This is a genomic window from Eudoraea sp., from assembly GCF_049669105.1.
In the GTDB taxonomy this organism is placed as follows: domain Bacteria; phylum Bacteroidota; class Bacteroidia; order Flavobacteriales; family Flavobacteriaceae; genus Eudoraea.
Genome location: NZ_JBATKE010000203.1, coordinates 22,660 through 34,912 on the forward strand (window position 1 = coordinate 22,660; position 12,253 = coordinate 34,912).

10 protein-coding genes are annotated in these 12,253 nt (G+C 37.1%); 5 read left to right on the forward strand and 5 right to left on the reverse strand.

Annotation, left to right across the window (positions count from 1 at the left end; genetic code table 11):
- Positions 1-3 precede the first annotated feature (3 nt).
- Positions 4-2,109: an ATP-dependent DNA helicase RecG gene (recG, locus tag WBM60_RS15375; protein ID WP_424261025.1), complete on the reverse strand. Its 2,106-nt coding sequence runs from the start codon at positions 2,107-2,109 to the stop codon at positions 4-6.
- Between the two features lie 81 nt (positions 2,110-2,190).
- Between recG and WBM60_RS15380 the strand changes: the two genes are divergently transcribed.
- Both WBM60_RS15380 and WBM60_RS15385 read left to right on the forward strand, forming a co-directional pair.
- On the forward strand, positions 2,191-4,281 hold the full coding sequence (locus WBM60_RS15380; protein ID WP_424283295.1) for a M1 family metallopeptidase: 2,091 nt from the start codon (positions 2,191-2,193) through the stop codon (positions 4,279-4,281).
- Positions 4,278-5,186, forward strand: coding sequence for a patatin-like phospholipase family protein (locus WBM60_RS15385; protein ID WP_424261029.1), 909 nt, complete (start codon positions 4,278-4,280; stop codon positions 5,184-5,186). The genes WBM60_RS15380 and WBM60_RS15385 overlap by 4 nt, the downstream gene beginning before the upstream one ends.
- Before the next feature lie 20 nt (positions 5,187-5,206).
- On the opposite strand, the gene WBM60_RS15390 is transcribed toward WBM60_RS15385, so the two are convergent.
- The 4 genes from WBM60_RS15390 to WBM60_RS15405 form a co-directional block, all read right to left on the reverse strand.
- Positions 5,207-5,725 carry a hypothetical protein gene (locus tag WBM60_RS15390; RefSeq protein ID WP_424276126.1) on the reverse strand — a complete coding sequence of 173 codons (519 nt, stop codon included), beginning with the start codon at positions 5,723-5,725 and terminating at the stop codon, positions 5,207-5,209.
- A gap of 117 nt (positions 5,726-5,842) precedes the next feature.
- Positions 5,843-6,616, reverse strand: a complete 774-nt coding sequence (locus tag WBM60_RS15395; protein ID WP_424261033.1) for a hypothetical protein — start codon at positions 6,614-6,616, stop codon at positions 5,843-5,845.
- A 169-nt stretch (positions 6,617-6,785) separates the two neighbouring features.
- Positions 6,786-8,060, reverse strand: coding sequence for an amidohydrolase (locus WBM60_RS15400; protein WP_424283297.1), 1,275 nt, complete (start codon positions 8,058-8,060; stop codon positions 6,786-6,788).
- A gap of 5 nt (positions 8,061-8,065) precedes the next feature.
- Positions 8,066-8,611 (reverse strand): DsrE family protein, encoded by a 546-nt coding sequence (locus WBM60_RS15405; protein ID WP_424260554.1) that lies wholly within the window; start codon positions 8,609-8,611, stop codon positions 8,066-8,068.
- 128 nt (positions 8,612-8,739) lie between these two features.
- Between WBM60_RS15405 and WBM60_RS15410 the strand changes: the two genes are divergently transcribed.
- The 3 genes from WBM60_RS15410 to WBM60_RS15420 form a co-directional block, all read left to right on the forward strand.
- Positions 8,740-11,067, forward strand: a complete 2,328-nt coding sequence (locus tag WBM60_RS15410; protein ID WP_424283298.1) for an ATP-dependent helicase — start codon at positions 8,740-8,742, stop codon at positions 11,065-11,067.
- 115 nt (positions 11,068-11,182) lie between these two features.
- Positions 11,183-12,058, forward strand: a complete 876-nt coding sequence (locus WBM60_RS15415; protein WP_424259406.1) for a glycoside hydrolase family 16 protein — start codon at positions 11,183-11,185, stop codon at positions 12,056-12,058.
- Between the two features lie 65 nt (positions 12,059-12,123).
- Positions 12,124-12,253: L-threonylcarbamoyladenylate synthase (locus tag WBM60_RS15420; protein WP_424283299.1), on the forward strand; the 130-nt coding region annotated here is incomplete at its 3' end.

The window sequence follows — 12,253 nt, forward strand, 5'->3', positions numbered from 1 at the left end:
CTCTTAACTAATATAATTCCAGATATTCTTGTGCTTCATTAATTGGGCATAGGCATATCTGATTTGTTTATTATCTTCTTTCTGCAATCCGGGATCTTCATTAAGAACCTTTATAGCATAATATCTGGCGGTTTTTAAGATATCATTGTCCTTTACAATATCGGCAATTTTGAGGTTTAAGATACCACTTTGCTGGGTACCCATCAAATCACCCGGTCCTCTTAATTTCAGGTCTACTTCTGCAATTTCAAATCCATCATTAGTGCTTGTCATGGTTTCGAGTCTGGTTTTCGCTTCAGCAGTTAATTTATGACTACTCATAAGGATACAATAGCTCTGTTCTGCTCCGCGGCCAACACGACCTCTTAATTGGTGCAATTGCGATAGTCCGAAGCGTTCTGCACTTTCTATAATCATCACGGATGCATTAGGGATGTTTACACCCACTTCAATGACGGTCGTAGCCACCATTATGTGAGTTTCTCCTTTAACAAAGCGCTCCATTTCATACTCTTTGTCCTGTGGCTTCATCTTACCGTGCACAATTGAAATCTGATAATCCGGTAATGGGAAATCACGGGCAATACTCTCATAACCATCCATCAAATCTTTATAATCTAATGCTTCTGACTCTTGAATTAGCGGATAAACAATATATATCTGTCTTCCCTTCTTAATTTCATCTCGCAAAAATTGAAACACTTTTAGTCGGTTTTTGTCATATCTGTGCACCGTCTTCACAGCTTTTCTACCCGGGGGCAGTTCATCAATTACTGAAATATCAAGATCACCGTAAAGGCTCATCGCCAAAGTCCTTGGAATAGGTGTAGCTGTCATTACCAAAATGTGCGGAGGCACTTCATTCTTATGCCATAATTTGGATCTTTGAGCAACACCAAACCTGTGCTGTTCATCAATTATAGCTAACCCCAGATTTTTAAATTTCACTTTATCTTCCAGTACGGCATGTGTGCCAATAAGAAGATGAAGAGAGCCATCTTCGAGCTGCTCATGAATAAGTTTTCTCTCAGCTCTTTTAACGGATCCGGTAAGCAGGGCTACACTAACGCCTATATCTCCCAGCAATTCTTTTATACCTTTGAAATGCTGGTTAGCTAAAATTTCAGTAGGAGCCATTAAACAAGCCTGATAACCATTGTCCAGTGCTATTAAAATAGTCATTAAAGCTACTACTGTTTTGCCAGACCCAACATCCCCTTGTAAAAGACGATTCATTTGAGCTTTGCTGCCAAGATCTGCCCTTATTTCTTTTATGACTTTCTTTTGAGCAGCGGTAAGTTCAAAAGGCAAATGGTCTTTATAAAACCTGTTAAATAGTTTACCTACATTTTCAAAGGGATAGCCTTTTATTTTTTGTTTTCGAATTAATTTCTTTGAGATGAGCTGTAATTGAATGTAAAATAATTCTTCAAATTTAAGGCGGAATTGTGCTCGTGATAATAGTTTAAGGTCTTTGGGAAAGTGGATATTGAACATAGCCTCAGTTTTGGATATCAGCCTGAGTTCCTCAAGTATGGTGGGGGAGAGGGTTTCTTTAAATTCTCCCTTTGTTTCAATAAATAATTGTTGTACTAATTTGCTGATTACTCTATTCGTAATCCCTCTTGTGCTTAATTTTTCTGTGGACGGATATATTGGTTGCAAAGACACCTTTATTCCTTTTTCATGCTCAGAAAGTAATTCCATTTCCGGGTGAGGCATTGAAAATTTGCCACTAAACCAATTAGTTCTGCCAAAAATGACATAAGGGGTATTCAGTTTAATGTTTTCCCGAATCCATTTCTGCCCTCGGAACCAAACCAGCTCCATTTCGCCCGTAGCATCTATAAATGTAGCGACAAGTCGGCTGCCCTTTTTTTGCTCTACCGTTTTAAGATGGATAATTTTCCCAATAAGTTGAACATCTGCATTTCCTCTTTGTAACTCATTAATTTTATAATACCTTGTTTTATCAATATACCTATTGGGAAACAGATTAATCAAATCCTGATATGTCACTATCCCTAACTCCGAGTGCAGTATTTCGGACCTGTTTGGACCAACACCTTTCAAATAAGTAACAGGGGTTTGAAGATAGTTTGTATTCATGGAGCGAAAATAATGGTTACAGCATACAACTGCAATACCGCAAAATGCTAATTTTGGTCTGACAATTGTATAATAACAATTATGAATTTAATTAATGTTCTTTTATTCGTTCTTTTTACGGGTTTTGTATTTAGTCAGCCGCAACCTTCTGTAGATTTTTTTAAAGCGGATATAGATATATTGCCAGATCCAGATTTTAAAAGAATAAATGGTAAAGTAACTTATTCGTTCAAAGTACTCAATAAGACGGATTCTGTTTTTTTGGATGCCAAAAACATGGACTTCTCATCTGTTTTATTGAATGGCAAAAAAGTACGAAATGCAAATACTAAAGAAAAAATAGTTTTTTATAAAAAACTTAAAGCAGACAAAACGTATAAGTTAACATTGGCTTATTCCACAATTCCTGAGCAAACGGTTTACTTTTTAGGATGGGAAGACTCAATACCTCATAATAATCAAATATGGACTCAGGGCCAGGGAAAATATACTAGTCACTGGCTTCCTAGTTTTGATGATATGAATGAGAAAGTTGAGTTTGATCTTAGTCTAACCTTTGATAAAGAATATGAAATTATTGCAAATGGTAGATTAAAGGATACGCTTACAAAAGATTCGCTGAGAACCTGGTTCTTTGATATGAACAAGCCAATGAGTAGCTATCTGCTTGCTTTTGCGATTGGGAACTATAACAGTAAGAAGTTTACAACTAAGATCGGAATTCCTTTAGAGCTTTATTATTATCCCGGGGACAGCTTAAAAGAAGAACCAACGTATAGGTATAGCAGCCAAATTTTGGATTTTCTTTCAGATGAAATCGGGATACCCTATCCGTGGCAGAATTACAAACAGATACCTGTACGTGATTTTTTATATGCCGGGATGGAGAATACCGGAACTACTATTTTTTCTGATGGGTTTGTAATAGACAGTATCGCTTTTGTGGATAAGAATTATGTAAATGTGAATGCTCATGAAATGGCTCATCAGTGGTTTGGGAATCTGGTAACCGAAAAAGATGGGAATCATCACTGGCTTCATGAAGGATTTGCCACATACTATGCCTTGCTGGCAGAAAAAAAGCTGTTCGGTGAAGATTATTTTTATTGGAAACTTTATGAATCTGCTAAACAACTCCAAAAATTATCCAACCAGGGAAAAGGAGAAGCGCTAACGGATCCTAAAGCGAGTAGTTTGACCTTTTATGAAAAAGGGGCCTGGGCCCTTCATATACTTAGAACCATGCTAGGTGATACGGCATTTAAAGAAGGAATTCAGTCGTATTTGAACAAATATCAGTATTCTAATGTGACTATATCTGATTTTATCACAGAGATGCAAAAAGCAAGTGGATTGGACTTACTTAAATTTGAGCAAACTTGGTTGAAAAGCACACAATTTCCTTTTGATGAGGTAAAGACATTACTTGCGTCATCATCGGATGATTTGCAAACTTTTTTTGACCTTCAATGGGAATTGACATCCAGTAATACCAGTAATGAAGAACTAATTAAAAAGGTATGGGACAACAATTCATCGCCCAGGATAAAAGAAAATATCATTTTGGACTATCATAAATCTTTGTCCGAAAGTTTTTTAAAAAATGCCTTCACCACGGAGGACTTGAAGACAAGGCAGGCATTATGTATTACAACCGAGAGAATTCCTTCCGGACTTAAAATACAATTTGAATCATTATTGCAAGATAAAAGTTATATTACAATTGAAAATGCACTTTATCGTTTGTGGATATCCTATCCAAATGATAGAATAGCATATTTAGAAAGAACGAAGGGAGTTATTGGACTTCCTAATAAAAATGTGCGTTTGCTTTGGTTGTTTTTGGCAGTATTAACGAAAGACTATTTAAATGATGTGGAGAAAGCCGATTATACCGAGGAATTATTCGGGTATACTTCAGCTGAATATTCTTTTGAGGTTCGGCAGAATGCCTTCTCTGTTCTTGCTGAGGTTTTTCCTTTGTCAGATCAGAATTTACTGGATTTAATTAATGCCTCGGTTCATCATTCCTGGCAATTCAGAAATTTTGCCAGAAGCTTGATAGAAAGGCTATTAAAAGACGACAAACAAAAAGAGCGATTTCTTAAATTGTCTAAAGAACTAAAGGGAAAAGAATTGCGTTATATACAAAGTAAACTGGAGGTAAAATGAGAGCTTTAGTCATATCCGGAGGTGGAAGTAAAGGGGCCTTTGCAGGAGGGGTTGCCCAATACCTTATGCAGGAATTAAACCACAATTACGACCTGTTTCTGGGTACCTCAACAGGTAGCTTGTTAATTTCGCACTTGGCTCTTCAAAAGATTCAAAAAATAAAAGATGTTTATACTTCGGTGAATCAGGATAGTATCTTCAGTAATTGTCCTTTTGTGATCCAAAACAAATATGGTGTGGCCAATATTGGCATCAATCACTGGAACGTTCTAAAGAACTTTTACAGAGGTAGTAGAACTTTTGGCGAAAGCCATAATCTTCTGGAACTTATAAAAAATACTATAACCCCCGAGGAATTTGAGATTCTTAAGTCCGGGCCCAAGGATATTGTTGTAACAGTTTCCAATCTATCTTTAAATACGGTGGAGTATAAGTCCATAAAAGATTTTGGTTATGAGGATTTTTGTGAATGGATTTGGATTTCTTGTAATTATACACCTTTTATGAGTTTGGTACGAAAAGAAGGTTGTGAGTATGCTGATGGGGGGCTTGGAAGTATGGTCCCTATTGAAGAGGCCATTATGAGAGGGGCAACAGAAGTAGATGCAATTATTTTACATACTGAAGTAACTCATTTTAACAGGATGCCTTCTAGGAATGCATTTTCCCTTCTAACAAGTATGTTTGCGTTTATGTTAGATAGAATAGAGCGTCAGAATATCAGAATTGGAAAATACGTTGCCAATAATAATAATGCAATAATCAATTTTTATTATACTCCAACGGTATTGACTACAAATTCACTAATCTTCGAAAAGGAGAAAATGACATCCTGGTGGGAAAATGGATATGAATTTGCAAAAACTAAAAATGTTGAATTAAGTGCTTTAGAACCGGAACAGTAATTTATATTACTTTAAAAAAATTACCAAATTTCTCCTATTTCCTTTTTCACAAAAGCAAGAGCTGTTGCGGAAGGAGATTGTTTATCCATAGTTTCATTTAGAATATCTTCACGCAACTTGTCAGACGAGTCAGATTCGCTCATACCTGCTTTTCTTATTGATTGAATCGTAGCATTTTTGGCAGCCTTTATAATATTCCAACAATTATCACTCATATAAATCTGTTGTGATAAATTGTGATCGAATTCGTTTTCAATACTTCGGATTAATAATTGCTCATATGCGTTTTTATCTGCAGATTTGGGAGCTACTCGTACCACTAAACTGGGTATTGAGATGCGTTCCAAAAAAAGCGCCATGCGTTCATAGGCTTGTAAACGAATAGGCATGGCATCTTTTTGCGAATCTTTGTGAAGTAAAAATCTTCTGCGACCTTCCTCGTTTCTGGTGTGTAATCTAAAAAAATAAAAAGCCACAGCTCCGGTTACCACGGCGGGCATTAAATATGCGAAGAGTTGAAAAATTCCGTCCCCAGTCATGTTTTGGTATTTTAGTTTGGTTTATGGATGTAGAACGTTAGATTATTCAAAAAATTATAGCTTCATTTTATCTTAATAGGAAAGTTGCATTATTGCAATATCCGAGGATTCCCTCTTTCATTTCTTCATGTTTTGTCTTAAGTTAAGGTAGAATAAATCGAAATCGGGGTGCAGCATGATATATAGAGAATTGGCTAAGTCTGTTTTTCTGGAGACCATAATTCGTTCTGCTTTAACATCGGGAGTATTACCAATAATTGGAGTAACGGAAGCGGCCTGTCCATAGATAATTTCCCAGCTGCTGGCATCATCCGTGTGGAATTCGAGGGTAACCGCCATATCAGGATTTGCTTTAATTATTCCTGCTATTTTATTAAGAGGTTCTGTAGCTCCTGGTTGTAATTCTGTATTGCTAGAATTGGCTCCAAATAAAGTGGTTTGATCCATAATTACCACAACGGATCCACGTTCAACTTTGATATTTGCATTCTCACCTAAAGTTTGCTTCAATTTGGTAAGCACAAGCAGTGAAATAGAGTCATTACTGGTTAATGCGTCGTTAATAAATTTCAGTTCCGCTTCTTTCTTTCTCAGACTTTCCATTACACTGCTTAGGTTGTCTAGCTTGTTATTGGATTGCGCTGTGAAATTATTTAAGTTTTGTAATAAAGTAGCATTGTTTTCCTCCAGGCCCTTCAACTGACTTTCAAAAGAATCTGCCCTTGCGGCACTTATTTTTTCATTTTTTTTGGATTCTATAAGTTCAGCCTTAGTGCTTTCCAACTCGGCATTCAAACTGTTAACCTGGGCTATAAGCTCTTTTTTATTTTGTGCCTGTAGGGTAGTTCCTGTCAAAACTAAAAGGAGTAATAATAAAGTAATTCTATTCATAGGAAATTTAGATTAATTAAAAAATAGGATTTTTAACCTTGCTTATTAAATGCGAGACAAAAATAACTCATTTAAAGTTTCTCCAATTCTTTCTTTGTCAAATAATTGTATTCTAAAGTAGAATGTTTGCAATAAATGATCCGTATAAGTGCTGGAGAAACATTCAATCTTACATATTTAAGTAATCCAGACTCATTTCCGTTAGCGTTTTTACTCCTAACAGTAATCCACTGTCGTCTATAAGAAAATCAGGGGTATGGTGTGGGAAGGATTCGCTAGATCCTGGTGTCATGCCGCCTAAGAAAAAGAAAAGACCAGGTACTTTCTCTTGAAAATAAGAAAAATCTTCGGCACCGGTAATGGCTTTTTGAGTTTGAATATTTTCCTGGCCAGCTACGCGTTTCATTGTAGGTAACATTTGAATAACGAGTTCGGGATTATTATAGGTTATGGCCGTGGTTGATTGTATATCTATGCTAGCATCACCCCCATAGGCTTTAGCGATAGCAGGTACCATTTCCTCCATTCTTTGATTGATCATTTTTTGCATGTCATAATCCAGTGTCCGGATGGTGCCAATCATTTCAGCACTTTCGGGTATAATGTTAAACCGAACTCCGCTCTTTATTTTACCAACGGTGATAACAGCCGCTTCATTGGTTAGATCGGCTTCCCGACTAATAATGGTTTGCAGGCCATCTATAATTTTTGCACTTATAAGTATTGGATCTATACCTAACCAGGGTTGTGAACCATGACTTTGTTTTCCTTTTACATTGATAACAAATCGTTGGGCAGCTGCCATAGTACCTCCGGATTTATAACGAATGACTCCTACAGGGATTTCAGATTTAATATGCAATCCAAAAATTGCATCCACATCAGGGTTTTTTAATACACCTTCTTTTACCATCAGGAGTGCACCTCCTTCTTCTCCCGGAGGCGCTCCTTCTTCTGCAGGCTGAAAAATAAACTTCACAGTACCTTTTATTTTATCCTTATTTTTAGAAAGAACCTCGGCTACGCCCATTAAAATTGCGGTATGGGTGTCATGCCCACATGCATGCATAACTCCAACCTGCTCCCCAAGAAATTCTGAACTAACGGTAGACTTAAATTCGAGATTGTTGCGCTCAGTCACAGGTAATGCATCAATATCAGCCCTTAATGCTACAACTTTTCCCGGTTGGTTGCCTTTCAAAATACCAACTACTCCGGTGTGAGCAACACCGGTTTGAACAGCTATGCCCAATGAATTTAAATGTGCAGCTATTTTTTCAGCAGTCTTGAATTCACGATTGGACAATTCCGGATTTTGGTGTATTTCTCTTCTCCATTCAATAACCTTTTTTTCAACAAGCTTATAATCATTGGTTAAGTTCGGCTCCTGGGCCATGGATATGCTACCAAAAAGAAGTACTGTTATTAGTATTAATTTTTTCATAAGTATTAAAACTTTATAAGTTGAAAACCATTGTCCTGAAGTTGAATTAATGCGGTCATAGCAGATAAGGCCAACTCAACGCCGTCAATGGTTTCTGAAACTGGAACATTGCGAGCAACTGACGATTGACCGCATAAAACAATCTCAACACCAGCATCCAGGAGTTTTTTTATTAGTTCTTCGTTTGGATTATCTGTACCGTACCGACTTTTATATTCAGAACCTCTAAGAAGATCTTTAGAGGCATTATTATGCACTACAAGGGCAACTTTGAGATTTGCAATTGGGACACCGCTCTGAGCGTGCATATTTAAAAATCGTGCGGCAGTTTCAACACTTTTATTAAGATGGTCAGATGATTCGGAAGTGTTCATAATATCAAAAACCACTTTGTATTCTTTTGTGATATCGGTAATAAAGTCGGGATTCTCAATGTTCCAAACTTCCCCATATCCTGTAATAACCGGTCCCGATTCTTTTGTTTGTGAATGCATAGAAGTAAATCCGATCAGAAGGAATAATGAGAGCTTAATAAATACGTATTTCGACATGTAGTTCAATTCATTTTCTAAATATATTCAAATTGCAGACAATACGAAGTCAAATGTCATAAATATTGGTTTGTAACTTTTTCATGAGGTTATTTATGGCTAAATTCACCTCATAAAATGCCTTTAACTTGAATACCTTTCTGGATGAATTAAATGATGCTCAAAAAGGCCCTGTTTTACACAAGGAAGGACCCTTAATGGTTATTGCCGGGGCGGGTTCAGGTAAAACCAGGGTTCTTACATTTAGAATTGCCCACTTAATGGCGCAGGGTGTCGATCCCTTTAATATTCTGGCACTAACTTTTACAAACAAGGCTGCCAGAGAAATGAAAAAGCGAATCGCCGGTATTGTCGGAGGTTCCGAAGCAAAGAACTTATGGATGGGAACATTTCACTCCATTTTCGCCCGTTTACTTCGTTTTGATGGTGATAAATTGGGTTACCCAAGTAATTATACAATTTATGATACCCAGGATTCACAGCGTTTAATTTCATCGATAATCAAGGAGATGGGACTAGACAAGGACATTTATAAATACAAGCAAATTCAAAATCGTATTTCATCTTACAAAAACAGTTTAATTACGGTTAAAGCCTATTTCCAAAACCCCGAACTAATGGAGGCAGATGCTATGGCAAAAAGGCCCAGGTTAGGAGATATTTACCAAAACTACGTAGACCGTTGTTTTAAAGCCGGGGCAATGGATTTTGATGACTTACTTTTACGCACCAATGAATTATTAAGCCGTTTTCCGGAAGTTTTAATGAAATATCAGGAAAGGTTCAGATATATTCTGGTTGATGAGTACCAGGATACCAATCACTCTCAATATCTTATAGTAAAAGCACTTGCAGACCGTTTTCAAAACATTTGCGTTGTAGGCGATGACGCACAGAGTATTTACTCTTTCAGAGGGGCAAACATCACAAATATCTTGAACTTTCAAAGAGACTATGACGATGTTGCTGTATATAGGTTAGAACAAAATTACCGATCTACCAAAAATATTGTCAATGCGGCAAATTCTATAATTGCCAACAATAAGAACCAATTGGAAAAGGTAGTATGGACAGCCAATGATGAGGGTGCCAAGATAAAACTTCACAGAAGCACCACTGATGCTGAGGAAGGAAGATATGTGGCAGGTTCTATTTTTGAACAGAAAATGCAAAACCAGCGTTCAAATGGCGATTTTGCTGTTCTTTACCGCACAAATTCCCAATCACGTGCTATAGAGGATGCTTTGCGTAAACGAGATATACCTTATAGGATTTATGGAGGCCTTTCTTTTTATCAACGAAAGGAAATCAAGGACTTGTTATCCTATCTTAGGCTGGTAATCAACCCAAAGGATGAAGAGGCTTTAAAAAGAATTATAAATTTCCCCGCTCGTGGTATTGGCCAAACCACATTAGATAGGTTAACCGTTGCGGCAAACCATTACTCAAGATCTATATTTGAAGTAATGGAGAATTTAGATAAAATAGATTTAAAAATAAATACTGGTACAAAAAGGAAACTCGAAGATTTTACTAATATGATTAAGAGTTTTCAGATCATGAACGAGAGTGCGGATGCTTTTTCTTTGGCCGAGCATGTGGCTAAGAAAACGGGGATTCTCCTGGAATTTAAGAAGGATGGAACTCCCGAGGGTATTGCCCGAATGGAGAATATAGAGGAATTATTAAATGGTATCAAAGACTTTGTGGAAGGGCAAAAAGAACTGGCAGATGCAAAAGGAGATATAACCGAGTTTTTGGAAGATGTAGCGCTGGCTACAGATTTGGATAAGGACACCGGTGATGATGATCGGGTGGCTCTAATGACCATTCACATGGCAAAAGGATTGGAGTTTCCGTTTGTTTATATAGTTGGGATGGAAGAGGATCTTTTCCCCTCTGCAATGAGCATGAATACACGAAGTGAGTTGGAAGAGGAGCGCAGGCTATTTTATGTTGCACTAACCCGAGCCGAGGAACAAGCATATCTAACATATACTCAAAACAGATATCGGTGGGGTAAATTAATTGATGCTGAACCTAGTCGTTTTATTGAGGAAATAGAGGATAAATATATCGAGAACCTGACTCCGGTAGATACATATCGATATAAACCTTTAATTAATACAGATATTTTTGGTGAAGTTGATAAGTCAAAACTTAGACAGTCAAAACCTGAAAATGGTGTTCCACCAGGTATTGGAAAACCCAATCAAAATCAACTGAGAAAACTTCGAAAACTTAAACCGGAATTAGCCAAACCCATTGGAAACACAAATCCAATAGATCCAAATCTATCAGAAGGCACTTTGGTAAATCACACACGTTTTGGTCGTGGTAAGGTATTGCGTATTGAAGGAGCCGGCAATGATAAGAAGGCCGAAATACAGTTTGTAAAAGGCGATATAAAAAAGTTGCTTCTTCGATTTGCGAAACTGGAAATCATTGATGTTTAAATTGGGGTTTTAATTGTTCAATATAAATGCAGGGATCGTTCTATTGGCGATTAAATTGTGCTGGCATTAATATTTCATATTATATTTGAATTATAGAATAAATTAATTTATCAAAATGTATAAGAATATTATTTTCCTTTTTACGGTTTTTCTGTTAGGATGCAGTGCTAGCAGTCCACAGGATGATCAGGAAAGCGTTTTGCCCGCTCCCATAGATATTGATGGTTTGCCAGATGTAAATGCCCCTGACTATTGGGATAAGGCAGTTTTGGTTTGGCAGGACGAATTTGATGGAAATACCCTCTCAAAAGAGAACTGGATTTTTGAGACGGGTGCACATGGTTGGGGAAATAATGAACTACAGAATTATACTGAAGACGAAAATGTTACCGTAAGCGACGGAACACTTAAAATAGTAGCGAAAAAAATAGAACAAGGTCCGGGAATGGTTGAGTACACTTCTGCGAGATTAAATAGTACAGCCAATTATAAATATGGTAGGATGGAGATCAGGGCAAAAATTCCTGACCATAAGGGCAACGGTTTATGGCCTGCATTATGGATGTTGGGCACCAATATTCAAACGGCGGGATGGCCGGCTTGTGGTGAAATTGATATTATGGAATATGTAAGTTTTGAGCCCAATCAGACTCATTTTTCCATTCACAGTCTTGCAAACAATCATAGGGATGGAACACAAGTAACTTCAGGACCGGTTTTACTGGAGACGATAGAAGAAGAATTTCACAACTATGGCCTACTGTGGACCGACAAGTACCTAAAATTCTACATAGACGATATAGAGAATATTAAGCTGATATTTCCGCGACCTGCTATAACTAATGCTGAAAACTGGCCTTTTTCAGGATCATTTTATTTTTTAATGAATATAGCTGTTGGAGGTGACTGGGGAGGTTTGGAAGGAGTAAATGATGCCATTTTCCCTGCCGTTATGGAGGTAGACTATGTTCGTGTCTATCAGGTAAAATAGAACTCTTATTCTTTTTAACTTGGGGTTACCCGCAATAATATTTACTTGAAATATTTAGTAATAAAATGGCCGAATTCATTAAAATATACGAGCAGAATCCTAATCCAAAGGAAATAGATAAGGTGGTATCTATCTTGCGAAAGGGAGGTTTGATCATATACCCTACCGATACGGTTTATGGACTAGGCTGTGATA

Coding starts and splice junctions, on each gene's coding strand:
- recG (WP_424261025.1), bottom strand. CDS start 2,109: ATGAATACAAACTATCTTCAAACCCCTGTTACTTATTTGAAAGGTGTT.
- WBM60_RS15390 (WP_424276126.1), bottom strand. CDS start 5,725: ATGACTGGGGACGGAATTTTTCAACTCTTCGCATATTTAATGCCCGCC.
- WBM60_RS15395 (WP_424261033.1), bottom strand. CDS start 6,616: ATGAATAGAATTACTTTATTATTACTCCTTTTAGTTTTGACAGGAACT.
- WBM60_RS15415 (WP_424259406.1), top strand. CDS start 11,183: ATGTATAAGAATATTATTTTCCTTTTTACGGTTTTTCTGTTAGGATGC.
- WBM60_RS15405 (WP_424260554.1), bottom strand. CDS start 8,611: ATGTCGAAATACGTATTTATTAAGCTCTCATTATTCCTTCTGATCGGA.
- WBM60_RS15380 (WP_424283295.1), top strand. CDS start 2,191: ATGAATTTAATTAATGTTCTTTTATTCGTTCTTTTTACGGGTTTTGTA.
- WBM60_RS15400 (WP_424283297.1), bottom strand. CDS start 8,060: ATGAAAAAATTAATACTAATAACAGTACTTCTTTTTGGTAGCATATCC.
- WBM60_RS15385 (WP_424261029.1), top strand. CDS start 4,278: ATGAGAGCTTTAGTCATATCCGGAGGTGGAAGTAAAGGGGCCTTTGCA.